This window comes from Actinomyces israelii DSM 43320 (genome assembly GCF_000711965.1).
Taxonomy (GTDB): Bacteria; Actinomycetota; Actinomycetes; order Actinomycetales; family Actinomycetaceae; genus Actinomyces; species Actinomyces israelii.
In genome coordinates this window covers 69737-94668 of record NZ_JONS01000013.1, presented here as the reverse complement: position 1 = coordinate 94668, position 24932 = coordinate 69737, and the positions used below count along the sequence as shown (strand labels likewise).

General features: G+C 73.2%; 22 protein-coding genes and 2 pseudogenes. 16 read left to right on the top strand and 8 right to left on the bottom strand.

The window, feature by feature from the left end:
• Positions 1–87 precede the first annotated feature (87 nt).
• Complete coding sequence (locus O145_RS06130; RefSeq protein WP_156966621.1) at positions 88–1245, top strand: hypothetical protein; 1158 nt, start codon at positions 88–90, stop codon at positions 1243–1245.
• Between the two features lie 769 nt (positions 1246–2014).
• On the opposite strand, the gene O145_RS06125 is transcribed toward O145_RS06130, so the two are convergent.
• From O145_RS06125 to galK, 5 genes are all read right to left on the bottom strand, one after another.
• Entirely contained in the window at positions 2015–2863 is an 849-nt protein-coding gene (locus O145_RS06125) for an exodeoxyribonuclease III (protein ID WP_043561103.1), read from the bottom strand.
• 117 nt (positions 2864–2980) lie between these two features.
• The gene (locus tag O145_RS06120) at positions 2981–4432 is read right to left on the bottom strand and encodes an ABC transporter permease (protein WP_043561100.1); all 1452 of its coding nucleotides are present in this window, start codon (positions 4430–4432) and stop codon (positions 2981–2983) included.
• Entirely contained in the window at positions 4429–5235 is an 807-nt protein-coding gene (locus tag O145_RS06115; protein ID WP_043561097.1) for an ABC transporter ATP-binding protein, read from the bottom strand. The genes O145_RS06120 and O145_RS06115 overlap by 4 nt, the downstream gene beginning before the upstream one ends.
• On the bottom strand, positions 5232–6287 hold the full coding sequence (locus O145_RS06110) for a permuted SH3 domain-containing protein (RefSeq protein ID WP_043561094.1): 1056 nt from the start codon (positions 6285–6287) through the stop codon (positions 5232–5234). Before O145_RS06110 ends, O145_RS06115 begins: the two co-directional genes overlap by 4 nt.
• A 210-nt stretch (positions 6288–6497) precedes the next feature.
• Positions 6498–7799 (bottom strand): galactokinase, encoded by a 1302-nt coding sequence (galK, locus tag O145_RS06105; protein ID WP_043561093.1) that lies wholly within the window; start codon positions 7797–7799, stop codon positions 6498–6500.
• A 196-nt stretch (positions 7800–7995) separates the two neighbouring features.
• On the opposite strand from galK, the gene O145_RS06100 reads away from it, so the two are divergent.
• The 10 genes and pseudogenes from O145_RS06100 (at position 7996) to O145_RS06060 (ending at position 16561) form a co-directional block, all read left to right on the top strand.
• Positions 7996–8607, top strand: a complete 612-nt coding sequence (locus tag O145_RS06100) for a 2'-5' RNA ligase family protein (protein WP_084682415.1) — start codon at positions 7996–7998, stop codon at positions 8605–8607.
• A gap of 316 nt (positions 8608–8923) precedes the next feature.
• Positions 8924–10102, top strand: coding sequence for a mannose-1-phosphate guanylyltransferase (locus O145_RS18000; protein WP_043561090.1), 1179 nt, complete (start codon positions 8924–8926; stop codon positions 10100–10102).
• A 92-nt stretch (positions 10103–10194) separates the two neighbouring features.
• A pseudogene (locus O145_RS18595) lies at positions 10195–10578 on the top strand (cytidine deaminase); the annotation flags it as partial.
• Between the two features lie 63 nt (positions 10579–10641).
• A pseudogene (locus O145_RS18990) lies at positions 10642–10908 on the top strand (thymidine phosphorylase); the annotation flags it as partial.
• Positions 10909–11054: 146 nt separating this feature from the next.
• Positions 11055–11915, top strand: a complete 861-nt coding sequence (locus O145_RS17990) for a hypothetical protein (protein WP_156966619.1) — start codon at positions 11055–11057, stop codon at positions 11913–11915.
• On the top strand, positions 11912–12565 hold the full coding sequence (gene deoC / locus O145_RS06080; RefSeq protein ID WP_043561088.1) for a deoxyribose-phosphate aldolase: 654 nt from the start codon (positions 11912–11914) through the stop codon (positions 12563–12565). Before O145_RS17990 ends, deoC begins: the two co-directional genes overlap by 4 nt.
• A gap of 75 nt (positions 12566–12640) precedes the next feature.
• Entirely contained in the window at positions 12641–13846 is a 1206-nt protein-coding gene (locus tag O145_RS06075) for a metal ABC transporter substrate-binding protein (protein ID WP_043561085.1), read from the top strand.
• Positions 13843–14691 carry a metal ABC transporter ATP-binding protein gene (locus tag O145_RS06070; protein WP_052374741.1) on the top strand — a complete coding sequence of 283 codons (849 nt, stop codon included), beginning with the start codon at positions 13843–13845 and terminating at the stop codon, positions 14689–14691. Before O145_RS06075 ends, O145_RS06070 begins: the two co-directional genes overlap by 4 nt.
• Positions 14688–15683, top strand: a complete 996-nt coding sequence (locus tag O145_RS06065) for a metal ABC transporter permease (protein ID WP_084682414.1) — start codon at positions 14688–14690, stop codon at positions 15681–15683. Before O145_RS06070 ends, O145_RS06065 begins: the two co-directional genes overlap by 4 nt.
• Positions 15680–16561, top strand: coding sequence for a metal ABC transporter permease (locus O145_RS06060; protein WP_043561083.1), 882 nt, complete (start codon positions 15680–15682; stop codon positions 16559–16561). The genes O145_RS06065 and O145_RS06060 overlap by 4 nt, the downstream gene beginning before the upstream one ends.
• On the opposite strand, the gene O145_RS06055 is transcribed toward O145_RS06060, so the two are convergent.
• A complete protein-coding gene (locus tag O145_RS06055) occupies positions 16527–18248 on the bottom strand; it encodes a phospho-sugar mutase (protein WP_043561079.1) in 1722 nt (573 codons plus the stop codon). The genes O145_RS06060 and O145_RS06055 overlap by 35 nt on opposite strands.
• Before the next feature lie 307 nt (positions 18249–18555).
• Between O145_RS06055 and dapE the strand changes: the two genes are divergently transcribed.
• The 4 genes from dapE to O145_RS17140 all read left to right on the top strand — a co-directional run bounded on the left by dapE (position 18556) and on the right by O145_RS17140 (position 21928).
• Positions 18556–19779: a succinyl-diaminopimelate desuccinylase gene (gene dapE / locus O145_RS06050; RefSeq protein WP_043561076.1), complete on the top strand. Its 1224-nt coding sequence runs from the start codon at positions 18556–18558 to the stop codon at positions 19777–19779.
• Positions 19776–20795 (top strand): hypothetical protein, encoded by a 1020-nt coding sequence (locus O145_RS06045; RefSeq protein ID WP_043561074.1) that lies wholly within the window; start codon positions 19776–19778, stop codon positions 20793–20795. The genes dapE and O145_RS06045 overlap by 4 nt, the downstream gene beginning before the upstream one ends.
• A 52-nt stretch (positions 20796–20847) precedes the next feature.
• On the top strand, positions 20848–21618 hold the full coding sequence (locus tag O145_RS06040; protein WP_043561072.1) for an LOG family protein: 771 nt from the start codon (positions 20848–20850) through the stop codon (positions 21616–21618).
• 142 nt (positions 21619–21760) lie between these two features.
• The gene (locus tag O145_RS17140) at positions 21761–21928 is read left to right on the top strand and encodes a DUF3117 domain-containing protein (protein ID WP_084682413.1); all 168 of its coding nucleotides are present in this window, start codon (positions 21761–21763) and stop codon (positions 21926–21928) included.
• A gap of 120 nt (positions 21929–22048) precedes the next feature.
• Here O145_RS17140 and O145_RS06035 read toward each other — a convergent pair whose 3' ends face one another.
• Positions 22049–22684, bottom strand: a complete 636-nt coding sequence (locus tag O145_RS06035) for an O-methyltransferase (RefSeq protein WP_043561069.1) — start codon at positions 22682–22684, stop codon at positions 22049–22051.
• Between the two features lie 174 nt (positions 22685–22858).
• Here O145_RS06035 and O145_RS06030 point away from each other — a divergent pair, with 174 nt between their 5' ends.
• On the top strand, positions 22859–23635 hold the full coding sequence (locus O145_RS06030) for a twin-arginine translocase TatA/TatE family subunit (protein ID WP_043561067.1): 777 nt from the start codon (positions 22859–22861) through the stop codon (positions 23633–23635).
• A 17-nt stretch (positions 23636–23652) separates the two neighbouring features.
• Here the strand turns inward: O145_RS06030 and O145_RS06025 are convergent, their stop codons facing one another.
• Complete coding sequence (locus O145_RS06025) at positions 23653–24798, bottom strand: Mrp/NBP35 family ATP-binding protein (protein ID WP_043561065.1); 1146 nt, start codon at positions 24796–24798, stop codon at positions 23653–23655.
• Positions 24799–24932: the final 134 nt, after the last annotated feature.

The window sequence follows — 24932 nt, the reverse complement described above, 5'->3', positions numbered from 1 at the left end:
CCCGGCGGGCCTGATGGGCCGTGGGTCCGGGCGTCTGAGGGGGGCGACTTCTGCCGGGGGCGGGCTCGTGGGGCGTAGACTGTGCCTGTGAGACTCCCCACTGCTCCTTTCCGGTTGCGGCTGTCTGCTCTGCTGACTGCTGCGGCCACTGTCTTCCTGCTGCCGGGCTGCCCGGGCGTGAGCGCCTACGGCTATGCGGCGTCTGCTGACGGAGGCTCCTCGCGGGCGGGCTCGCCCATGGCCATGTTCATGCCGGCCCCCACCCAGGCGGACCTGTCCGACGCGACCCTTGAGGTGCCCGAGATCTGCGCGCTCAGGACGAACCCCGGCGACGCCACCCAGGGCGCCATCGGGACCGTCACCTTCACCAGCGGCAAGGCTGAGTCCCCACCGGGCGATCGGAGCTACCTGCCGCTGGCCGCAACAACGATCAAGGAGGTGACGTCGAGCGTCATCGATGGGCGGCCGGTTGCCGTTGCGACCGTTAGCTGCGCCTACGGCGGCGCCTACGCCGATGACGCGATCGTCGTCTACGACTCGAGCCTCTCCCTGGTGGCGGCCATTGACCCGCGGGCGCTTCGGGGCGATCTTGAGGGCCATATCGATGACCTCACTATTGATGCGCTGTCCGCGAATGCCGCGACCGGCGACCTCGTGCTGTCCATCAGCCAGATCGGCGTCTACGGCGACGAGAGCTACCACGCCGCCCGCCACTCCGGGAGCGCGAAGGTCCTCTACACGTGGGCGGGCGGGGCGCGCGGGTACACGATCTCCGATGCCGTCTACACGGTAGGCGGGGACAAGAAGGTCCGCATGCCCAGGGTCGAGGACGTCCAGGCAGCCTATGATGCTATCGCCAATCATGATGACAGTGCTGCCTCGCAATGGATGTCACCGGGTCTTACGAGTGCCCTCCAGGAAAAAGAGGCTCTGCGCCAAGCTTATTTCGAAGCGGGACGCTCGGTCCAGGAGTGTGTGCTTCTGTCCTCCTCGAACTCCCCTGATGGTAAGGGCGTAGGAACTGTGTACTTCAGCGACGGCCGTAAAAGCGAGCTCAGATCCCAGGGGCACGCCTACGTATTCGTCGAAAGTAATGATTACCAGGCCGGCGATATGATATGTGCGCTCGGCGGGGCTAGGGGTGAATTAGGGGCATCTGATTACGTTCACCGTTGGATCGCGCTTCACGGCAAAGAGGATGGCGGTTTTGAGATCTACAACTCGGCGTCATACCCCACGTGCTAGATGGCTGATTCTGACGGGTGCACGTGCCGGGCCGGCGGCTCTCCTCTGCCGAGCCGGAATACCACCGACCTCGGTGAAGCGGGCGGCGGAGCGGCCGGGAGGCGCACAGGGTCGCCTCGGGCGCCTGCTCGGGACGCGCCGGAACGTGAACGCACCTTCCCAGCGTGTTTCTCCCATCCTGCTGAGCACCACCCCCAGAAGGACGGGAGGAAGGTACGTTCACGTGACGGACTGACGTTGACGTTGGGCGCGCCGCCCGCCCGGCCCGCGCACCGTCGGAGTCAGTCACTCAGGAACGCGCATCCCCGAGGTCGACGTTCTCATCCGCACGGCCGCCCGATCGGCCCCGGCACCCGTGCGTGGGGCAGGGGCTCGGGAGGCGGGTGTCCGTCAGAATGACATTGGAGACTCAAGGCGCTGTACCTCTTGAAGAGATGCCTGCAATCACGCGGTTCTCCACTCGCGTCCCGGAGGGGCGGACGGTCAATGTCATTCTGACGGACACCTGTGCGGCCCGGCCCTCCCATTGTCGCATCGCATGGCCGGTCCGGCCCGCGTCCGCTGCCACGCGGGTAAGAGGGACGTGCCGCGGCGTCCGAGCGCCCGGCCGGAACGTGAAAGAACTTCCGTTGACGTCGGGCTGAGCCCGTCCTGCCGGCCCGGCGGGTCCGCGCGGCCGGGGGCGGACCGATCTCGGCGCGGGTTTCGACCGATCTCGAGCCGGAGTACTACCGATCTCGGCGAGGGGGCGCCCCTACTGGCGAGTCCCTTAGAAGGCGTAGTCAATGACCAGGGGGGCGTGGTCGGACCATCTGGAGGCGTAGGAGTCGGCGCGGTCCACGGTGAAGGAGGAGGCCCGCTCGGCCAGGCGCGGCGTGGTCACCTGGTAGTCGAGGCGCCATCCCGCATTGTTGTCGAAGGCCTTGCCGCGCTGGGACCACCACGTGTAGGGCCCCTGCTCGCGCGGTGCCAGCCGGCGGGCTACATCGATCCAGCCGGCGGCGAACCAGCCCTCCAGATGGGCGATCTCCTCGTCCATGACCCCGGCGGTCTTGTTGTGGTTCGGCTTCCAGTTCTTAATGTCCTGCTCGGAGCGGACCACATTGAGGTCCCCGGCCATGACGACCTGGGGGCCGCCGGACTCGCTGGAGGCCAGCAGCTCGGCCATGCGCGCGTCCACGAGCTCCAGGTGGGCGTACTTCTGGTCCATCTTCTCGGTGCCCAGCTGGCCCGAGTGCAGGTAGGCCGACACCACGGTGAACGTGTGTCGGCCCGCGCCCTCGGAGCACGGGGCGCCCTCCACGGCGAGGTCCACCTCCAGCCACCGGCCCGAGTCGACGTCGGGCTCGACGGCGTCCTGCGCCGCAACGCCGCGCCGAACCTGCCCCACAACGACCCCGCTGTCCTCGCGCACGGCGACGGCGACCCCTGCTCGCCCCCGGATACGACACGGCCAGACCTCGCAGCGGTATCCGGGCAGGAGGCCGGACGCCGTCCCCTCGTCCGCGCGGACCTCCTGGAGCAGGAGGATATCGGGCGCGCTGGCCTTCAGCCACCCCGAAATACCCTTGCGGGCCGCGGCCCGAATGCCGTTGACGTTGACAGTGGCGATGCGCATGGGGCCAGGGTACGGCCAGTCACAATGGCACCCTGGCCGGGACACTCGCTTTCCCCCGACGTCTGCGGCTCAGCAGCGGATTCAGCAGCGGATTCAGCAGCGGATTCAGTAGCGGATTCAGTAGCGGATGGCGTCGATGGGGCGGATGCGCACGGCCACGATCGCCGGGATGATGCCGGACAGGGCCCCGACCCCGGTTGCCGCCAGCAGCCCGATAATGGCCGCCACCATGGGGAAGGGCGGATTGGACGCCGTCGGGATCCCCAGCACGGAGCTGAGCGGCACCATTCTGAGCGCCACGATCGCCATGCCGACGCCGACGACGCCGGCCACCACGGTCGCCACCACCGACTCCAGCATAATGGAGAAGAAGATCCGTCGACTCGTCGCCCCGAAGGAGCGCCTCACCCCGATCTCGTGGATGCGCTGACGGACCGTGACCAGCGAGATGTTCACCAGGCTCAGGGCGCCCAGGATCATAATGAAGACGCCCGCGCCGGTCACCACCGTGGTGAAGGCGTCCGCGCTCACGCCCGCGTTGGAGATCGCCAGGTTGTCGCTCACCTGAGTGGACCCCTTCCCGAACTGGGCGTCCAGGTTCCGCTTGGCGAGCTCCTTGACCTGCTTGGCCTCGTCCTTCCCGGCCCAGATCTCGAGCGTCGGTATGGGGCGCTCGGTCTGCTCGGACAGCTGCTGCTCATAGGAGTCCGCCAGCACGAATGCCGACAGCGGCTGCGGGCAGGGGATGTCATCGCCGTCGGCGTTGGTGGTGGTGCAGTAGGGCGAGCTCGCGTTCTCGTCGGGCTTGAGCACCCCCACAATGGTGAAGGTGGTGCGCACGGGGGTGTAGGAGGTGATGGTGATCGGCTCCGTGAGCTCGGAGACGCCGAGGTTCTCGAGGAAGCCCTGGGAGACGACCAGCGTCGGGGAGAGGTCGTCAGCGTCGTCGCCGCTGAACCAGCGGCCCTGGGCCACCGGCGTGTGGTGCAGCGTCCCGTACCCCAGGCTCACCGCCTGGGTGGACACCTGGCGCGGCCCGTCGGGGAAGGCGAAGCGCACCTTCGTGGTGTAGCTGGTCGCCCACGAGCTCGCCTCGTACCGGGAGACGAAGGACGCCAGCGCGGTGCTGACCCTGTCGGAGGTCGCCGCCGACGTCGTCTTCGACGGCGCCGCGCCATCCGCCCCGGAGCCCGTCTGCCCGGAGCCCTGCCCGGAGCCGGCCTGCGCGGCGCCCGAGGCCCCGGAGCCGGACTCCCCGGAGCCGGCGTCCTCAGAGCCGTCAGAGCCGGTGGAGTCGCCCTGGCCCGAGGCGGTCACGTCCTTCCCGGTGGGGGAGACGTTGATGGTGACCGTGCCGGAGCGTCCGCCGTACTGCTCGATCTGAGAGTTGATGGCGGACACCGAGATCTGTCCCACGGCGATGACGAAGGCCATGGCGGCCACGGCCACCGCGACCCCCACCAGCGAGAGCAGCACCCGGAGCTTGCCGATGCGCAGCTGCGCCCACGCCTCAATGATGGCACCGACGAATCCCGTCGCCAGGCCGCCGGCCCCCGCGAAGAGCCTCATCTGGCGCCTCCCACTGCCACTGCGTTGACGTCGGCGCCCCGGCCGGCGCCGTCGGGCGGGCCGAGTTGGATCTCGCCGAACTCCTCCAGGGAGCCCACTTGCCTGCGGGTCACCGAGATCGGGGTCAGGACCCCGTGCTCGAGGCGGTACTGGGTGTGCGCCCGCCCGGCCACGGCCAGGTCGTGAGTGATGAGGATGAGCGCCGCACCGGTGTCGTGGCACTGCTTCTCCAGCAGGTCCATGACGGTGGCCCCGGTGTCGACGTCGAGGGCGCCGGTCGGCTCGTCGGCCAGGATGACGCGGGGGCGCCGGGCCAGCGCCCGGGCGATGGCGACCCGCTGCTGCTCGCCCCCCGACAGCCGTCCGATGGCCAGGCCCGTCTTGCTTGCCAGCCCGACGGCGTCCAGGAGCTCCTTCGCGCGGGAGACGCGCCTCCAGAAGGCCGTGCCGTGGTCGTACAGGAGCGGGGCCGCCACGTTCTCTGTGGTCGTCAGGCCGCTGATGAGGTTGAAGGACTGGAAGACGAATCCGAAGGTCTCGCCGCGCAGGTGGGCGCGGCGGCCCTCGCTGAGCCTGGCCGTGTCGATGCCCGTGAGGTGGTAGGTGCCGGATGTCGGGGTGTCGATCAGCCCGAGGGTGTTGAGCAGGGTCGACTTGCCGGTCCCGGAGCGGCCGACAATGGCCACATGCTCGCCGGGGTGGACGTCCAGGTCGAGGCCGGTGAGGATCGTCAGCGGCGGGGAGTCGGGGACCGTGAAGGTGCGCGTGATGCCCCGCAGCCTGATCAGCGGGTCGGGGCTCACAGGATCTCCTGGCCGTTCTCGTCGTAGCAGGCGGAGTTGTCGGCCTCGCACGTGTTGGGCGGGCCGTTGCGGACGATGTCCTTGCCGGGCACGTACTGGAGGATCGTCTCGCCCTCGGCCAGGCCGTCGGTGACCTGGATGCTGGTGCCGTCGTTGATGCCCAGGGAGACCTCGCGCTTCTCGGCGCCCTTCGGGTTGTCGGGGTCGGTGACGACCCAGACGTTCCCCGTCGTCACCGACCCCTCCACCGCGGTCACGGGGACCAGGACCGCCCCGGTGGCCGAGCCCGCGTCAATGCCGATGGTGACCTTGAGGCCCGCGAAGACCTTCTGGTCGGACGGCACGGAGCAGCGGACCTCGACCTTGGTGCCCTCCCCGGTGGTCGTCGTGGTGCTGCCGTCCTGGCCGGTGGTGGTGGACGTGCTCGCCTTCGTGCCGATGCTCAGATCCGAGCAGGAGAAGGGCGCCGGGCCCTCCGCCACCGAGATGGTCGCCGCGGCCGGGGCGTTGGTGAGCCGGTACTGCTGGGAGGCCGTGATATTGCCGGTGGCGGAGTAGGTCTGCGGGGTGATGGTGGCCACGACCATACCGACGGTCGTCTCCTGGTTCTCAATGACGTTGAAGGACACCTTGCCGCCCACCGGGGCGTACACGGTTCCCCAGGTGACCTTGTCGGCCGTGGGCGTGCTGGTCGGGTTGCCGTCGGCATCGGTGCCGGTCGTGGGCGCCTGCGGCTCGGTCTTCTTCAGGTAGAGCAGGGGCTCGCCCTGGGTGACCATGGCGTCCTTGACCACGGCGAGAGAATCGACGACGCCGCTCAGGGTGGCCTTCACCTCGACGGCCTTGTCCTGGACGATCTGGCCCTTGACCTCCACCGTGCTGGCGATGTCGCCGACCGTGGCGGTCGTCGTCCGCGCCGTCAGCTCGAGCCCGGAGGCGATGTCCGCGCGGTTCTGGCCCTTCTGCTCGGGGAAGAAGGCGATCTTCGCCAGCGCGATCGCGATGACGACGGCGATGAGAACCTTGACGGTGGGTAGGACGTATTTCTTCATGTGAGTCTCCGGTTGTGCCCCGGCCTGGCGGGCTCCTGGGAACGCGGCGCAATCAGACGACCGCTGTGCCGTGTAAGGGAATTGATGCAAGCCTATGGCCCTCGCGGGCAGGGGCGGTTCCTCCTGAAGGAGGAACCGCCCCTGTGACCAAAGGAGGACGCCCGAGCGGGAATCAGCCTTCGGAGGGATGACGACGGGCCCGGGTCGGCCTCACGCCAGACGGCCGGCCGGAGCGGAGGGGAGCGCGTTCAGGAAGGCCGGGGCCGTGAAGCCCGCCTCGGCGTAGGCGCGGACGACGGCGCGGGCGACGGCGTCGGCGGAGCCGGCGTCGACCAGGGCGATCGCGGAGCCGCCGAAGCCCCCGCCGGTCATCCGGGCCCCGTGGGCGCCCGCCGCGCGGGCCGCCTCCACGGCCGCGTCCAGCTCGGGGCAGGTGCACTCGTAGTCCTCGCGCAGCGAGTCGTGGCTGGCGTTCATCAGGGCCCCGGCCTCCTCCAGCTTCGCGCCGGCAAGAGGGCGGTCGTCCTCGAGCAGCGCCACGAGGCGGCGCGTCCGGTCGATCTCGGTCACGACGTGCCGGGTGCGCCTGACCAGCTCGTCGGCGTCCGCCTCGCCGCAGCCCGCCAGACGGCCCAGGTGCGCATCGAGCTCGTCGGGCGGGACGTCGGCCAGCAGCTCGACGCCGAGAAGGCGGGCGGCCCTCTCGCAGGCGGCCCGCCGTGCGCCGTACTGCCCGTCCACCAGGGAGTGCTTGGCCCTGGTGTCGATGACCAGCAGCGCCAGCCCGGCGCCAGCCAGGTCGAAGGGGACCTGCTCGACCCCGCCGGTGCGGCAGTCCAGCCGCAGGGCGCGACCGGCGCGGCAGCGCAGGGACGCGGACTGGTCCATGCCGCCGGTGGGGGCGCCCGCCACCTCGTTCTCCGCCCGCACGCAGGCCGTCACCAGGCGCGCGCGGCCGGCGTCGTCGGGCGCATCCGCCGGGCCCGCCAGGGCGAGGCCGTCGACCGCGTCCAGCGCCACCGCCGCGGCGCACTCCAGGGCCGCCGAGGAGGACAGGCCCCCGCCCAGGGGCACGCAGGAGACCAGGGCGGCGTCGAAGCCCGACAGCGGGCCCAGCCCGTCGCGCTCCAGAGCCCAGGCCACGCCGGCGATGTAGGCGCTCCAGCCGCGCACCTCGCCGGGCGTGCCCCTGGGGCCGACGGTGTCCAGGTCCAGGACGTCGATGCTCTGACGCGCCTGGGAGGACACGAGCCGCACCGCCCGGTCCTCGCGGCGCCGCAGCGCCAGGAAGGCGCGGTGGGGCAGGGCGATGGGCAGGGCGAGCCCGCCGTTGTAGTCCGTGTGCTCGCCAATGATGTTGACGCGTCCCGGCGCGTACCACACGCCGTCGGGCTCCCCGCCGAGGGCCTCGCGCAGCAGGGCGGCGGCGGCAGCGGCGCCCTCCCGCGGACTCAGGGCCGGGGAGAAGACGGGCGCGGCGCCAGCGACGGCGGGGGTCGGGGTGTCGTTCATAACAGGCTCCTGGGGCTGCGGCTCGGCGGAGGGGCGGATACTGCTCGCAATTCTGCCAGAGGGCGCCACCGGCGCGCGCCGAGCCGTGCGCCCCAAGCCGAGAGCGAGCGGGCGCTGCGAGGCCTGGGGCGGCGCCGTCGCGTGCGGTAGTGTCCCCTCAGACGATCTGACACATCCCCGGCCTGACGGAGGTGACATGGACCTGCCCGTGCCCGCCCCCTCCCAGTGCGTCGTCGGGCTGACCATCCCCCTGCCCGAGCCCTGGGCGGCACAGGTCCGCATCGTGCGCGCCGGGGCGGGCGACCCTCTGGCCCATGTGATCGCGCCCCATGTCACGCTTCTGCCCCCCACCGTCGTGGAGCGGGGCGACGTGCCCGCCATCGCGGCGCACGTCGAGCGGGTGGCCGGGCGCACGGCGCCGTTCGTGCTGCGCGCCCGCGGGGTCGGCACCTTCCGCCCGGTCAGCCCCGTCGTCTACGTCGCGCTCCAGGACGGCGGGCCCCAGTGCGACGTCCTCCAGCAGATGCTGCGCCGGCAGGGCGGGCCGCTGGCCACGGCCCTGCGCTTCCCCTTCCACCCGCACATCACCCTGGCCCATGAGGTCTCCGACGACTCCCTGGACGCGGCGGCCCGCGCGGGCGCCGACATCGACGCGCGCTTCGTGGTCGAGCGGATCAGCCTGCACCGCCTGGCCGAGGACGGCTCCTGGCAGACGCTGATCGCGCCGGCGCTCGCCGGCGGGCCCGCAGACGCCGGGGCGGGACCGGGCGGCCGGGCCGCGCCCCAGGTAGGCGACAACGGCGGTTGACGGCAGATGGCGCCGTCAACGGAAGTTCGTCGCGTGAGAGGTACGTTGACGATGGGAAGGTACGTTCGCGTCCCGCTTCTCCCGGGCTCCCCGGAACCTGGATGACCGGTCCCGGGGCCGAACGGTGCCGCGCAGTAGAAAAAGGCGGCCGTGTACCGGCAGATGCCCGAGCGGGCGCTTCGGACCGGTCTCGGTGCGGAGCTGAACCGATCCCGGCGAGAGGGCCGCCATAGGGGGCGCGGAGCCGGACGCCTGGACACCCCCGCCACCCGACCCGCCCTGCGCTCTTCGGGAGTCAATCATCTAGCCTGGGGCCGTGACCGACAACGCCGCCCAGGACCCGGCCGGGGACTCATATGCGAGCGCCGACAGGCCGATTCACGCGATCATTCCCGCCGGCGGCGCCGGCACCCGGCTGTGGCCGCTGTCCAGGCGCCGCCGCCCCAAGTTCCTCCTCGACCTGACCGGCACCGGTCGCACCCTCATCCAGGGCACTGTGGCGCGCCTGGCGCCCGTGGCCGCCACGACGACGATCGTCACCGGCGTCGCGCACGTGGCCGCCGTCGCCGACCAGCTGCCCGGCGTGGGGCGGGAGAACATCCTGGCCGAGCCCCTGCCCCGGGACTCCATGGCGGCCATCGGCCTGGCCGCCGCCGTCATTGCCGCGCGCCACGGCCGCGACGCCGTCGTCGGCTCCTTCGCCGCCGACCACACCATCGCCGACGAGGCCTCCTTCACCGGCGCCGTCCGCCAGGCCGCCGCCCTGGCGCGCGCGGGATGGGTGGCGACCATCGGCATCGAGGCGACCGGCCCCTCCACTGCCTTCGGCTACATCCACTGCGGCGATGCCATCGGCGTGCCCGGGGCCCCGGACGGGCGCCGCGTCCTCGGCTTCACCGAGAAGCCCGACGCCCACACCGCGGCGCAGTACCTGGCCACGGGCGACTACCGGTGGAACGCCGGCATGTTCGCGGCCCGCGCGGGCGTCCTGCTGGACCACCTCGCCGCCCAGCGGCCCCGGCTCGCCGCGGGCATCGAGGCGATCGCCGCCGCCTGGGACGCGCCCGCGCGCGAGGAGGTCCTCGCCGCGCGCTGGCCGGGCCTGGAGGCCGTCGCCATCGACCACGCCATCGCCGAGCCCGTGGCCGCCGCCGGGGGAGTGGCCATGGTGCCCGCGGCCATGGGCTGGGACGACGTCGGCGGCTTCGACTCCCTGTCCGCGATCGTGCCCGCGCGCACCTGGGGCCCGGCCGACGGCGTCGCCGTGCTGGACGACTCCGCGGCCGGCGGCCCGGCGGCCGACGTCGAGGCCGCGGACTCGCCCGGCGCGCTCGTGGCCTCGACCACCGGCCGCAGGACCGTGCTGCTGGGCGTGCCGGGCGCCGTCGTCGTCGACACCCCCGACGCCCTGCTCATCACGACACCCGAACGGGCCCAGGCGGTCAAGGGCGTCGTGGACCGGCTGCGGGCCGAGGGGCGCGAGGAGCTCCTGTGAGCGCGCACCCGGCGGGTTCAGCAGGCTCTGCCTCACCGGCTGCCGGCGTCGCCCCGACCGCCCCCGCGCCGGACGACCCTGTCTGGCAGCGGCTGCGCGCCCTGGCCGCCCGGGCCATGGAGCGCGCCTACGCCCCCTACTCCCGCTTCCGGGTGGGGGCGGCCGCGCTGGTCGAGGACGGCAGGCTCGTGTCGGGATGCAATGTGGAGAACGCGAGCTACGGCGTGACCCTGTGCGCCGAGTGCGGCCTGGTGAGCGAGCTGGTCCGCACCGGGGGAGGGCGGCTGGTGGCCCTCGTGTGCGTGGACGGGCGCGGCGAGCCCTGCGCCCCCTGCGGGCGGTGCCGCCAGCTGCTGGCCGAGCACGCCGCGCCCGGCATGGTGCTGGCCGTGCCGGGCGGGATCACGACCATTGACGAGGTCCTGCCCGGGCGCTTCACCGACGCCGACATCGCCGCTGTCGTCTCCCCGCGGGCCGGCGGGCCCCGCCCGGGCGCCGCCCGCGGCCCGCGGGCTCCCGAGCCCTTCGACGCCGTCGAGATCATCGCCGCCAAGCGCGACGGGGCCCGCCTGAGCGGCCCCCAGATCGACTGGGTCATCGACGCCTACACGCGCGGCGTCGTCGCCGACGAGCAGATGAGCGCGCTGGCCATGGCGATCTACCTGGGCGGGATGGACCGCGCCGAGACGGCCCGGTGGACCGGCGCCATGATCCGCAGCGGCGAGCGCATGGACTTCTCCCGGCTGGGCCGCCCCACCGCCGACAAGCACTCCACCGGCGGGGTGGGGGACAAGACCACCCTGCCGCCGCTTCTTCGCCGGAACCGGACCGATCTCGACGCGGAACTCGACCGGTCTCGGCGAAGAGGGCCGCGGGGCTGGGAGGGGAGCGCCCGACCCGCCCGATCGGCCACAGCCCCCGCACGGTCACGGCGCGCCGCTAACCTGCTGTCGTGAATGACCGCCATGCCGGCCCGCCCGCGGGCGGGCTCAGAGCGCGCGTGTCGAGCTCGCGGCTGCGCGTGGGCGCCTTCGCGACGCCCGGCGACGCCGTCACCCTCACCCAGGGAGACCCCACCACCTGCGGCGCCACCGTCGTCCTGGCCGCCCGGCTGCTCCTCGGCACGACAGGTGCGGCGGGCGGTTCCGCCTCCGGCCCGACCGGCCTCTCCGGCCCGACCGGGTCGCTTCCCGGCCTGCGCCTGACGCGGGCCCTGCACGCCGAGCAGCGCCGCCTCCAGGCGCGCATGAACCGCCGCTCGGGCGGGCCGCTCGGCCCGCTGCCGTGGACCCGCCGCCTGGGGTCGACGCCGTGGGCCGTGGCGCGCGCCCTGGGCGAGGAGCCCGGCCGCGCCGTCCCCGCCGGCTCCGTCGGGGCCGCCTACCGGGTCCGCTGGGTCCGCGAGGGCGGTCCCCGCTGGCCGGACGACGCCGAGCGCATACGCCGGGCGCTGGACGCCGGGCTGCCCGCGGTCATGCTCGTGGGCGGCCCCCTGGTGCGCCCCCGCCCGGGCGGCGCAGGGCCGGTGCGCGCGCTGCGCAGGGCCGCAGCAGGGCTGACTGCGCTTCCCCCGCTTGCTGCGCATCCTGTGCTGCCCCGCCACTACGTGCTGGCCCTCCCGTGGCGGCTCGCCGGCCAGGACGACCCCGGTCCGGGGCGCGTTCACGTCTACGAGCCGTCGTCGGGCTCCGTGCGCGTCCTGGACCTGCTCGCCCCGCGCGGCCCCGCCGCCCCGGGCCCCCGCGAGCTCGGGTACTGGCCGCGCATCCTGGCCCTCATCACCCCGATACCCGCACCGAGAGGACGACCATGACCACCCGCGCCGAGATCGCCGCGATCATCGACCACACCCTCCTGACCCCCGAGGCCACCGGCGCCCAGGTCGCCGACCTCATCGCCCAGGCCGATCGGCTGGGCGTCTGCGCGGTGTGCGTCTCCCCGAGCCGGCTGCCCGTCCGGGTCCCGGCGGGCCTGGCCCTCGCCACCGTCTGCGGCTTCCCCTCCGGCGCTCACGCCAGCGCCGTCAAGGCCGCCGAGGCGGCCGACGCCGTGGCCAAGGGCGCGGACGAGATCGACATGGTGGTCAACCTCGGGCTGGTCAAGGAGAGGGACGCCGACGGCGTCGAGGCAGACATCCGCGCCGTGAGGCAGGCCTGCGAGGGCGCCCTGCTCAAGGTCATTGTCGAGTCCGCCGTCCTGACCGACGCCGAGATCGTCGCCTGCTGCCGGGCCGCCGAGGCCGCCGGCGCCGACTTCGTCAAGACCTCCACCGGCTTCCACCCGGCCGGGGGCGCCACCGTCCACGCCGTGGAGCTCATGCGCGCCACCGTCGGCGACCGGCTCGGCGTCAAGGCCTCCGGCGGCATCCGCACGGCGGCCGACGCGCTCGACATGGTCGCCGCCGGTGCCGGCCGCCTGGGGGTGTCCGCCTCGATTGCCATCCTCGAGGGCCTGTCCGAGTGAGCCTCGCACGGACGCACAAGGTTTAGGCGACCCTCATCTTGAAAGTTTCGGATTTACGAAATAATCTCCCGTCTCATGAGACCCATATTCACTTGCGGACGCCGCACGGCAGCCACCCTCGCCTCCCTCGCCCTTGCCACGGCGGTCCTTCCCCTGACCGCCTGCGGGTCCACGTCGTCGGGCGGTGACGACTCCGCCATCAAGGCGGTCGCCTCCACCACCCAGATCTGCGACTACATCACCCAGCTCGCCTCCGGTGGCCAGGACGACGGCCTGTCCTTCGACCGCACCGGCGCCGACGGCGCCACCGAGCACTTCGGCGCCGACACCGCCAGCGCCAAGACCCACCTGACCCTGACCTGCCTGCTGGCCCCCAACGCCTCCGCCCACGAGCACGACATGACCGCGGAGCAGTCCAAGGCGCTGTCCGAGGCCGACCTCTTCTTCGTCTCCGGGGTCGACCTGGAGCACTTCCTGGACGACGCCGTCACCTCCACCGGCTTCAAGGGCACCATGGTCGTGACCTCCGGGGTCTACGGCGCCGCCGATGTCGATGACCTCGACGCCCAGCTCGCCAAGGAGAAGGACCTGCCCTACACCGTGGACCGCGGCTCGGACAAGGTGGAGGTCGCCAAGTGGCCCTTCCCGCCCGAGGACGGGGAGAGCGAGCCCGAGTTCCGCTTCGACCCCCACGTGTGGACCTCGCCCAAGAACGCCATTACCCAGGTCAAGAACATCGGTGCCGCCCTGGAGAAGGCCTCCCCGGAGTCCGCCGACCTCCTGAGGTCCCACACCGACAGCTACATCAAGCTCCTGACCGACCTCGACGACTGGGCCCGCGCCAGCCTGGAGACCGTCCCGGCCGGCAAGCGCGTCCTGTTCACCAGCCACGACGCCTTCGGCTACTTCTCGGCGGAGTACGGCGTGACCTTCAAGGGCGCCGCCCTGTCCGACTTCAACGCGCAGCAGGACGCCACCGCCGACAAGATCACCGAGACCGCCAAGGCCGTCAAGGCCTCCGGGGCCGTGGCGATCTTCGCCGAGAACTCCAACAACCCCAAGTCCGTGGAGAAGGTCGCCGCGGAGGCCGGCGTCAAGGCCATTATCGGGGAGGAGGCCCTGTACGGGGACTCGCTGGGCGTCGCCGGCTCCGACGGCGAGACCTACATCGGCTCGATCCTCCACAACGTCACCAACCTCACCAAGGCCTGGGACGGCACCGTCAAGGACATCCCGGACTCGCTGAAGGACTGGACGCCCACGCAGACGGAGGTCAAGTGACCTCAGCCGACTCCCGGTCGCGCGGCTCGGCCGGCACCTCCCGTGAGGCGCCGGCCGAGCCGGTCGTCATCCTCGACGACGCGGCCTTCGCCTACACCTCGAGCCCCGTCCTGACCGGGGTCACCGGCACGGTCCTGCCCGGTGAGGCCCTCGCCCTCATCGGCCCCAACGGGTCGGGCAAGACGACGCTCCTGCGCGGCCTGCTCGGCATGGTCCGCATCATCGCCGGCAGCCTGCGCGTCAACGGCGCCGCCCCCGGACGCGCGCCGCGCGGCTCGATCGGCTACGTCCCCCAGGTCGCCGACCTCGACCCGAGCTTCCCGGTCACCGTCCTCGACGTCGTCCTCATGGGCACCTACTCGCGGCTGGGCCTGATGCGCCGCCCCGGCCGCGCCGAGCGCCGCCGCTGCCGGGAGGCCCTGGACAGCGTGGGGCTCAGCGACCTGGCCTCCCGGCACTTCGGCACGCTGTCGGGCGGTCAGCGCCAGCGCGTGCTCGTGGCCCGCTGCATTGCGGCCGAGCCGAGCCTGATCCTCCTGGACGAGCCCTTCAACGGCCTCGACCAGCCCAACCGCAACGCCCTGCTCGACATCATTGCGCGGCTCAAGGAGCACGGCATCGGCGTGGTCGTCTCCACCCACGACCTGGTCCTGGCCCGGCAGACCTGCGAGAAGGCCGCCCTGCTGGCCGGGCGGCAGATCGCCTTCGGGCCCCGCGAGGAGGTCCTGGTGCCCGCCCTCATCGAGCAGGCCTACGGCGGATCGGGCTCGGACCGCCTCGTCGAGCTCGACCCGGCGGCGCTGGAGAAGCGGGGCGCGGCGGACAGAGGGGGCGAGGAGCGGTGAGCGCAGCAGTCAGGGCCTTCGCCGACCTCGTTGAGAACCTGCGGCACCTGGGCGCTCACATACCGGGCGTGGCCCCGTTCGCCTCCGCGCCCTACCTGTTCAGGCCGCTGCTCATGATCGTGCTGCTCGGCGGCGTGTGCGCCGTCGTCGGCACCCTGGTCAACCTGCGCACCACCGAGTTCACCGCCGAGGCGATGGTCCACGCCGTCTTCCCCGGCATTGTGGCGGGCGCCGTCTACGGCGGCATCGACCGGATCGTCCCGGCGGCCAGCGCGGTGGCCGTGCTCGCCGCCGCCGTCCTGACCTGGGTGACCAACCGCGCGACCCGCCGCTCCGCCTCCGAGGCGGGCACGGCGGTGGTGCTCACCAGCTTCTTCTCCATCGGCATCGTCCTGTCCCTGGCCAAGGGGGACTTCTCGGGCCAGCTCGAGGCGCTCATGTTCGGGCGCCTCCTGGAGGTCACCGACCTGCGCCTGGCCCAGGCCCTCCTCATGTGCCTGATCGCCCTGGTGGCCGTGGCCGTCACCTGGAAGGAGCAGGTCGCCTACGCCTTCGACCCCGTGGGGGCCCGGGCCGGCGGCATGCGCCTGCTCGTGCTCGACCTGGTCCTCAACATGGCGGTCGCCGCGGTCGTCGTCTCGGCGTCCACGGCCGTGGGCACGCTCCTGGTCATCGGCTACCTCGTCATCCCCGGTGCGACCGGGCGCGTGCTGGCCGGGCGGGTCGCCACCATGGTGGCCGTCGCCCTCGGAGTCGGCATCGGTGGCGGCTGGCTCGGGCTGGCGGTCGCGATCGCGCCGATGCCCCACCCCGTCTCGCCGCAGGCGGCGGTGGCCCTGACCACGACCGCCCTGTTCCTGGTGGCCGCGGCGCGCGCCTGGCTGCGCAGCCGCATCCGCCACCGCCGCCCGGGTCGGAGCCGGCTCCCGGCCCCGGAGCGCGGCGGCGCGCGCCCCGGTGAGCGGCGCGCCGAGGCGGAGGCGGCGGCATGAGCGTGAGCTGGAGCGTGGTGGCCCTGCCGCTGGTCGAGGTCGTCCTCATGGGGGCGCTGGCCGGCATCGTCGGGGCCCTGGCGCTGGTGCACCGCCGGATCTTCTTCACCGAGTCCCTGACCCACTCCACCTTCCCCGGCGCGGTCGCGGGCGTGGTCGTGGCCGCGGCGCTGAGCCGCTCCCTGGCCGGTCAGCGGGCCGACTACGACCTGCTGACTGCCGCCCTGTTCGTCGGCGCCGTGCTCATGTGCCTGCCCATGATCGCCCTCATGCGCTGGCTGTCGACCATCCCGGGGCTGACCTCCCAGTCGGCCGCCGGGATCGTGCTGACCTTCGGCTTCGCCCTGGGGTACTTCCTGGCCAAGTGGTTCGCCCCGCTGCCGCTGAAGGTCGACGGGTTCCTGACCGGCTCGGTGCTCAACATCGGCACCGCCGACGTCGCCGTGACTGCCGCGGTCCTGGTCGGGGCGCTGGTGGTCCTGACGGTGGCGGGGCGCTTCCTGGCCTTCTACGGCTTCGACCCGGTCGGCTACCGGGCCGCCGGGCTGCGGCCCGGGCCCGTCGAGGCGGTCCTGATGATCCTGATCTGCCTGACCATTGCGGCGCTGGTCCCCGCCGTCGGCACGATCCTGCCCATTGCCCTGGTCGCGGCGCCGGCTGCCGCGATCGCCCCGTGGTGCTCCTCCATGCGCTCGCTGGTGGTCGGGTCGGCGCTGCTGGGAGCCGCCACCTGCGTGGCGGGGATGTGGCTGGGGGTGGCCCTGAGCCTGTCGGTGGGCGGCGTCATCGCCGCGACGGCGGGCGCGGTCTACCTGCTGGCCGCGGCCGCGCGCCGGCTGGCGCTCACAGACCGAGCACCCCGTGCAGGTCGGCCTTGATCGACTCCAGGCGGTCGGCCGCGGTGCGACGGGCCACCTCGACCGGGTCCTCGACGGCGACCGGCACGACGACCTCGCAGTAGCACTTGAGCTTCGGCTCCGTGCCCGAGGGGCGCACGACGACGCGGTCGTCGGCCGCTGTCTTGAAGATCAGGCCGTCGGCCGGCGGGAGCCTCCCGCCGTTGCCGTCCGAGGCCCCGTCCATCAGGTCGAAGACGTCGACCACGGGGGAACCGGCCAGTGAGGCGGGCGCGCCGCCGGCGCGCAGGCGCTCCATGGTGGCGGAGATGAGGTCCGGATCCTCCACCCGCACACTCAGGGGGCTGGTGGCGTGCAGGCCGTGCTCGCGCGCCAGCCGGTCGAGCAGGTCGGCGATCGATCGGCCCTGCTGCTTGAGCACGCTGGCCAGCACCGCCAGGCGCACGGCCGCCGAGATGCCGTCCTTGTCGCGCACCGCGGCGGGGTCCACGCAGTAGCCCAGCGCCTCCTCGTAGCCGAAGACCAGCCCGGGCACCCGGCAGATCCACTTGAAGCCGGTCAGGGCGTTGCGGTGCCCCAGCCCGTGGGCCTGCGCGATCCTGCGCAGCATGCGGGAGGAGACGATCGAGTTGGCCAGGATGCCGGTGCCCGTGAAGGCGGCGAGCTCGGCGGCCTGCTCGCCCAGGACCGCCCCGACCTCGTCGCCGGTGAGCCGGCGCCAGCGGCCCGTGGTGTGCTCGTCCGGGATCGCCGCGCAGCAGCGGTCGGCGTCGGGGTCGTTGGCTATCACGAGGTCGGCGCCGACCCGGCGGGCCAGCGCGAGAGCCAGGTCGAGGGTCCCGTCCTCCTCGGGGTTGGGGAGGGCGGCGGTGGGGAAGTCGGGGTCCGCCTCGAACTGCTCGGGCACGACGACGACGTCCAGGCCCACACGGCTCAGCGCGTCGCGGCACACCGGTCCTCCCACTCCGTGCAGGGCGGTCAGGACGACCCTCAGGGGCGCGACGGCGCGCATGCGCGCCGACTTCGCCGCGCGCCCGGTGTACTCCTCGACCATCTCGGACCCCAGGGTCCGCCAGCCGGAGTCGGGCATCGGCACCTCGGCCAGGGCGCCGACCGCGGCGATCCGCTCGGCGATCTCGGCGTCGTAGGGCGGGGCGATCTGCGCGCCCTGGCCCGGGCCGGTCACGGCCCTCCCGCCCAGGTAGACCTTGTACCCGTTGTCCCGGGGCGGGTTGTGGGAGGCGGTCACCATGACCGCGGCGTCGGCCCCGAGGCGCCGCAGGGCGAAGGCGAGGACGGGGGTGGGGCAGGGGGAGTCGAACAGGAGGGCGCAGCCGCCCGCGCCGGTGACCACGGAAGCCGTGTCTCGGGCGAAGACCTCGGAGTTGTGGCGCGCGTCGTAGCCGATGACGACGGTGAAGCGCTCCCCGAGGGCCTCGCGCAGGTAGGCGGCCAGGCCGGCGGCGGCGCGGATGACGACCACACGGTTCATCCGGTTGGGGCCGGCCCCCAGCCGTCCGCGCAGGCCGGCGGTGCCGAAGCGCAGGGCGTGCGAGAACGCGTCGGCGAGGGCGGCGGTGGCCTCGGCGTCACCGTCCTGGTGAGCGGCCAGCAGGGCGGTGAGCTCCTCACGGGTGGCGGAGTCGGGGTCCTCGTTGATCCAGGCAGTCACGGCGACGGTGTCGAGAGAGCGATCCGGAGGGGTCATGGTTGCGACGCTACCGTGAGCCGCCTGCCCCGAACCGGGACAATGACGGCCCTCACCAGTGGTGCCTAACACAAGAATGTGAGACGGTCGACCTCCGGCGCGCTCAAGAACTCGCGGGGCCCGCACGGGGGCGGCGGGGAGGGGAAGCGCGTGCCGCTCGGGCTCGAGCCCGAAGCCGGGCGCCCGGTGGGATGTCGGGACGATCCGCCAGCCGGCGGCGACCGGCCGGGCGCGCTCCGGGTTGTCCTCACGCAGGATCCGGGCGGCGTCGAAGGGGTGCCGTACCGCCTCACCGTACCCTGGGCCCATGACTGACGCATCCCTCCCGGGCCGGCCGCCCGGCGGCCCCGCCGTCGGGCCGGTCGCGCTGCCCGACCCGGCCGGCGACCTCGGCGCCCTCGCCCTGGCCCTGGTGGACGTGCCGAGCGCGTCCGGCTCCGAGGCCCCGCTGGCCGGCGCCGTCCAGGCCGCCCTGGCGGCGAGGCCGCACCTGCAGGTCCTGCGGCACGGAGACACGGTGGTCGCCCGCACCCGCCTGGGACGCCCCGAGCGGGTCGTCGTCGCCGGCCACCTCGACACCGTCCCGGTCTCGCGGCGCACCGGCAACGTCCCGGGCCGCCTGGAGGAGCGCGACGGGCAGACGGTCGTGTGGGGCCGCGGCAGCGTCGACATGAAGGGCGGGGTCGCCGTCGGCCTGCACCTGGCCGCGACCCTGGCCGCGCCGCGCCGCGACGTCACCTGGGTCTTCTACGACAACGAGGAGGTCGTCGCCGAGCGCAACGGGCTCGGCCGGGCGCTCGCGGCCCACCCCGACTGGTTCGAGGCGGACCTGGCGGTGCTCGGCGAGCCCACCGGCGCGGGCATCGAGGGCGGCTGCAACGGCACCCTGCGCCTCATCCTGGACGTGCCCGGGCGGGCCGCGCACTCGGGGCGCGCCTGGAGGGGCGCCAACGCGATCCACGCCGCCTCCGCCCTCGTCGAGCGGGTCAAGGCGGCGCCCCTGCGCACCGTCGAGGTCGAGGGCCTGGCCTACCGGGAGTCCTTCAGCGTCGTCCGCATCGAGGGCGGTGCGGCGGCCAACCCGGCCAACCCGGCCAACCCGGCCAACACGGTCCCCGACCGCTGCCGCGTCACGGTCAACTACCGCTTCGCCCCCGACCTGGCGGCCGAGGCGGCCCTGGCCCGCGCCAGGCGCATTCTGGCGGGGCTCGACGCCGATGGCGGCGAGGCCGACCCGGTCATCGACGCCGGCACCGGGCCGGTCGCCGTCGAGGTCGACGACCTGTGCCCGGCCGCCCGGCCCGGGCTCGGCTCCCCGATGGCGCGCGAGCTCATCGCCCTGGTGCGCGAGCGCGGGGGAGGGATCGGCCCCAAGTACGGGTGGACGGACGTCGCCCGCTTCTCCGCGGCCGGCGTCCCCGCCGTCAACCTCGGCCCGGGCGACCCGATGCTGTGCCACACCGACGACGAGCACTGCCCCGTCGCCCAGATCGAGGCCGTCGCCGGCGTCCTGCGCGCGTGGCTCGCGTGAGGGTCCGGCCGGCCGCGCCCGGGGACGCCGCGCGGGCGTGGGCGGGAGCCGACCTGCTGGCGGACCGCTGGGCGGCCGGCGGCGGCCGCCGATCCCTGGTGGCCGAGGACGAAGGCGGCCGGGGGCGCGTCCTGGGGCACTGCCGCGGTGTCGACAACCCTTTCCACCCCGGTTCGCGCACACTCGTCCTGGGCGTCGACCCGGCGCTGGACGATGCCGCGGCCCGCCGGGTCGCGGATGCCCTCGTGGCGGCCCAGGCGGCCGTGTCCTCCCGGCCCCTGCGGCTCAGGATCACCGAGGAGGACCGGCTGCTCCGCCGCGCCGCTGCCGTCGCCGGCGGCGTCGTCGAGCAGGTCCTGCCGCCGTGGCGCCTGCGCGTGGGCCCCGCCCTGCGCTCGTGGGCCGCGCGGTGGGACGCGCACGACGGCTACGGGGGCGCCCGGCGCCCCAGGGCCGTGGAGCGCGGGGACGCGGCCGCCGTCGTCCGCCTATGGGCCGGGCACTATGCGGCCCAGCACGCGCGCTGGGCCCCCGCGGCTCCCGCCGAGGAGCTCGCCGGGCTCTTCGCCGAGGACCTGGCCTGGGGAGCCCCCGGGTGCTATGAGCCCGCGCGCTCGCGCGTGCACATGCGGGGCGGCAGGGCGGCCGCCGCCGCCCTGGTCTGGCCGGCCGAGAACGACGGCGCCCGGGAGGTCACGGTCATGGCCCTGCCCCGCGAGGGGGCGCAGGCGCTCGCCGACGCCGCGCGGTGCCTGGCCCGGGTGGTCGATGGCGCCGAGGACAGCCAGACGCTCCTGGTCGACACCCACCTGACCGAGCCGTGCGAGCGGCGCCTCATGGGCCCTCTGCACCGGCACCTGGCCTCCTGCGGCGAACCGGCCGCGGGAGGCTGGACCCTCCTGGTCGCGCTGCCGGTGGCCGGCGGAATCACCCGGCCCTTCGCCGTCGGGCTCCTTGAGGGCTGGGACGCCCCGGCCTGGGTCAGGGGCGCGCTCGCCGGCGCCGGCGGATGCTGACAGTCCTCACGATGTTGACACCGTGCGCCCGGCGGTGGGGAATCATGCTCCCATGACACGCGAGACCTACCGCAAGGGGCCCGTGCTGCTGCGCGGGACCCAGATCCCCGCCCGGACCACCGATGCGCGTCTGCTGGACCGCCGCGGCGACACCGACTGGCTGCACTCCGACCCCTGGCGCGTCCTGCGCATCCAGTCCGAGTTCGTCGAGGGCTTCGGCGCCCTGGCCGAGCTGGGGCCGGCGATCAGCGTCTTCGGCTCGGCGCGCACCGCGGCCGGCGACCCGGCCTACGCCCTGGCCGAGCGGATCGGGGCGGGGCTGGCGGACAGCGGCTACAGCGTCATCACCGGCGGGGGTCCGGGGATGATGGAGGCCGCCAACAAGGGCGCCCACGAGGCCGGCGGCGTCTCGGTGGGGCTCGGCATCGAGCTGCCCCTGGAGCAGGAGATGAACGACTACGTCGACCTGGGCATCAACTTCCGCTACTTCTTCGCCCGCAAGACGATGTTCCTGAAGTACTCCGACGGCTTCGTCGTCATGCCCGGGGGCATGGGCACGCTCGACGAGCTCTTCGAGGCCGTCACCCTCGTCCAGACCGGCAAGGTGTCCACCTTCCCGATCGTGCTGGTCGGCTCGGGCTACTGGAGGGGGCTGGTGGACTGGATCCGCGGCACCCTGGTCGAGACCGGCACGATCTCGCCCGGCGACGTCGATCTGCTCCCCGTGGTCGATACGGCGCAGGAGGCCATCGACTACGTCGTCGACGGTGCGCGGCGGCTGCGGGCCGAGGAGGCCGCCAGGGGGCCGCGGGGCCTGGGATGAGCCCGCCTGCGCGAAAAACACCGAGCATAGTTTAGCATTCGTGGACTTAACCACGTTTCCCTCAGTAGCGGCGCCGCCGTGCCGTAGAATGACCTGGGCAGTGCGGTGATGGATCCGCGATACAGCACTGAAAGGGGAGCTCATGGCTGCCATGAAGCCCAGGACCGGCGACGGGCCTCTCGAGGTCGTCAAGGAAGGCCGCTCGATCATTATGCGCGTACCGCTGGAGGGCGGGGGCCGACTGGTCGTCGAGATCACACCCGACGAGATCAAGGAGCTCCAGGAGGCGCTGGCCTCCGTGAAGTACTGATTCTCGGCCCGCGCTGCAGGCGGCACCGGCCGCAGCCAGGGCGAGGACCGGGTCCGCGAGGCCCGGTCCTTGTGCTGTGTCCTCCCCGAGCCCTTCCCGAGCCCTCTGCGATGAGCCGCCTCAGGCCTGGCGCACGGCGACGAGCAGCCCGTCGCCCACCGGCAGCAGCGAGACGAGCACGCTGTCGTGGTTGCGCAGCGTCTTCCCGAGCTCCCGCGCGGCGACGGTGGTGGGGTCGCGGCGGGCCGGGTCGGCGACGTGGTCATTCCACAGGGCGCGGGTGATGGCCAGGACCCCGCCGACGCGCAGCATGCGCAGCGCCGCCCCCGCCAGCTTGGCGGACTCCTCCGGATCGACGTCGAGGACGACCATGTCGTAGGAGCGGGCCGCCATGCGGGGCATGACGTCGGAGGCCCTGCCCCGGATGATTCGCGTGCGCGCCCCCGGGTACCCCGCGGCCTCGAAGGTCCTGCGCGCCTCGCGCTGGAGCTCGGGCTCAAGGTCGATGGTCGTCAGCACGCCGTCCACCCCCATCCCGCCGAGCAGGCACAGGCCCGACACACCGGTGCCGGTGCCTATCTCGGCCACGGACTTGGCGCCCACGGCTGCGGCGAGCATCCGCAGGGCGGCGCCCGTCGCCGGGGAGACGGGCGCGATGCCGAGCTCGATGCCGCGCAGCCTGGCCTCCGCGGTTGGCTCGTCCTCATGAGGGAACTCCTCGGTGTAGGACCAGCTCAAGGTCTTGTCGGCGCTCACCGTTCCACCTTCCGTGCTGCGACTGGCGGTCGCGTAGGACCGGGTCTGCCCGTGCGGGCCCGGGGCGGGACGGGCGCGGGCGCTCTCATTGTTCCAGGTCGCGGGCCCATCGCCCGCATCGTCCGTCGTGCGTCCCTGTCGTTGGCTGCCGTCGTGGGTCCCTATACTATCGGCGTGCTAGGCATCTCAGGTCCCGAGTTCCTCGTCATCATCCTGGTGACGGTCATCGTCGTGGGTCCCCAGCGCCTGCCCGAGTACACTCGCAAGCTGACCCAGGCCGTGCGCCGTCTGAGAGTGTTCCTGGACGACGCCAAGGAGCAGATCGCCGAGGAGGTCGGTCCCGAGCTGACGGACCTCGACCTGTCCGACCTGGACCCCCGCAACTACGACCCGCGCAAGATCGTGCGCGACGCCCTGGGGGAGGACCTCGACGCCATCCGCAAGGACCTGGCGACTCCGTTCCAGTCGGTGGCCAAGACGGCCGAGGAGACGGCGGACGGCATTGTCAGGACCGGCTCGACGAAGTCCCTGACCCGGATGATCGACGACAAGGCCGAGCAGACGCGCCGGGCCCGCAAGGAGAGTGCGGAGCAGGACGCGGCTGAGACCGAGGCGCAGGGCCCGGCCGAGGCCGCTGCCGGGTCGGAGGCCGAGGCCGCCGCGTCGCCCGCCGAGGACGGAGCCCGGGAGGCCGTCGCACCCGACGCCGACGCCGCCACTGCCGACGACGAGGAGCCGGACGCGCCGTCGTCGAGCGAGGCCGGGGCGGACGCTGCGCCCGAGGAGCCTGAGCCCGTCGCCCCGGAGCCGGTGCCCTCGAGCCTGGTCGAGGAGAGCACGAGCGAGGCGGCGCCCCGGGTGCGCCCCATCTCCCCGCGCGAGATCGTGCGCGCGGCCAACGCCGCCGCCCGCACCCGGGCCGAGGCCGCGGCCGCCGTCGTCGACGGCTGAGGCTCAGGGCCGAGCGCTCAGGTGGCGACCTTCAGGCTCAGCCTCCGGCCGGCCAGCCCGCGGGAGCGGTGGGCGAGCCTGCGCGCCACGCTCGCCAGCTCCAGGGCGGCGGGCGCGTCGGCCGCGGGCCTGCCGCCCTCGGCGACGGCGGCGGGCACGCCGCCGTCCGAGCCCTCCCGCAGGCGGATGTCCAGGGGGAGCTGGGCCAGGAGCGGCACGTCGTAGCCCAGTGTCCGGGTCAGCGAGTCGCTGACCGTCCTCCCCCCGCCGGAGCCGAAGATCTCCAGGCGCGAGCCGTCGGGCTGCGGCATGTAGGACATGTTCTCGATGACGCCGACGACCTTCTGCTTGGTCTGGGCGGCGATGAGCCCGGTGCGCTCGGCGACCTCGGCGGCCGCGGTCTGCGGCGTGGTGACCACCAGGATCTCGGCGTTGGGCAGCAGCTGGGCCACCGAGATCGTCACGTCCCCCGTGCCGGGGGGCAGGTCGAGCAGGAGGACGTCCAGGTCGCCCCAGAAGACGTCGGAGAGGAACTGCTGGACCGCCCGGTGCAGCATGGGGCCCCGCCAGACGACCGGCTGCTTGGACTCCACGAACATCCCGATGGAGATGACCTTCACCCCGTGGGCCACCGGCGGGACGATCATGCCGTCCAGCTGGGTGGGGACCCGGTCCACGCCCAGCATGCGGGGGATGGAGAAGCCGTAGATGTCGGCGTCGACGACCCCCACGTTCAGGCCCTGGGTCGCGATGGCCGCCGCGAGGTTGGCGGTCACCGAGGACTTGCCGACCCCGCCCTTGCCGGAGGTCACCGCGTACACGCGCGTGAGGCTGCCCGGCTGGGTGAAGGGGATGACCGGCTCGGCCGCGCCCCCGCGCAGCCGGGTGCGCAGCCCGGCCCTCTGCTCGTCGCTCATGACGCCCAGGCGCACCTGCACCTCGGTGACGCCCTCGACCCCGCCGACCTCACGACGCGCGTCCGCGGTGATCGTGTCCTTGAGCGGGCAGCCGGCCACGGTGAGCAGGACGCCGACGGTCACGGCGCCCGTCTCGCTGATCTCAATCGATTCGACCATGCCGAGATCGGTGATCGAACGGCGGAGCTCGGGATCGATGACTCGGCCCAGAGCCTCACGAACTGCGTCTTCGGTGGGTGCGGACATAGCGCCATCCTATGTGGGAGCGCGCGCGGGCTGTCGTGGTGCACAGCACGTTGAGACGCTCCTCCCCGTGTTTTAGGGATGTGCGATGGTAAAGGCGTCGTAACCTGGACGGGCCGCCACCACGCGCGGACGTC

What these genes read in the sequence shown, in the direction of transcription:
- O145_RS17140 (WP_084682413.1), top strand. Translation starts at nt 21,761, where the DNA reads ATGGCTGCCATGAAGCCCAGGACCGGCGACGGGCCTCTCGAGGTCGTC.
- O145_RS06075 (WP_043561085.1), top strand. Translation starts at nt 12,641, where the DNA reads ATGAGACCCATATTCACTTGCGGACGCCGCACGGCAGCCACCCTCGCC.
- O145_RS06040 (WP_043561072.1), top strand. Translation starts at nt 20,848, where the DNA reads ATGACACGCGAGACCTACCGCAAGGGGCCCGTGCTGCTGCGCGGGACC.
- O145_RS06120 (WP_043561100.1), bottom strand. Translation starts at nt 4,432, where the DNA reads ATGAGGCTCTTCGCGGGGGCCGGCGGCCTGGCGACGGGATTCGTCGGT.
- galK (WP_043561093.1), bottom strand. Translation starts at nt 7,799, where the DNA reads ATGAACGACACCCCGACCCCCGCCGTCGCTGGCGCCGCGCCCGTCTTC.
- O145_RS06025 (WP_043561065.1), bottom strand. Translation starts at nt 24,798, where the DNA reads ATGTCCGCACCCACCGAAGACGCAGTTCGTGAGGCTCTGGGCCGAGTC.
- O145_RS06100 (WP_084682415.1), top strand. Translation starts at nt 7,996, where the DNA reads ATGGACCTGCCCGTGCCCGCCCCCTCCCAGTGCGTCGTCGGGCTGACC.
- O145_RS06110 (WP_043561094.1), bottom strand. Translation starts at nt 6,287, where the DNA reads ATGAAGAAATACGTCCTACCCACCGTCAAGGTTCTCATCGCCGTCGTC.
- deoC (WP_043561088.1), top strand. Translation starts at nt 11,912, where the DNA reads ATGACCACCCGCGCCGAGATCGCCGCGATCATCGACCACACCCTCCTG.
- O145_RS06055 (WP_043561079.1), bottom strand. Translation starts at nt 18,248, where the DNA reads ATGACCCCTCCGGATCGCTCTCTCGACACCGTCGCCGTGACTGCCTGG.
- dapE (WP_043561076.1), top strand. Translation starts at nt 18,556, where the DNA reads ATGACTGACGCATCCCTCCCGGGCCGGCCGCCCGGCGGCCCCGCCGTC.
- O145_RS06060 (WP_043561083.1), top strand. Translation starts at nt 15,680, where the DNA reads ATGAGCGTGAGCTGGAGCGTGGTGGCCCTGCCGCTGGTCGAGGTCGTC.
- O145_RS06125 (WP_043561103.1), bottom strand. Translation starts at nt 2,863, where the DNA reads ATGCGCATCGCCACTGTCAACGTCAACGGCATTCGGGCCGCGGCCCGC.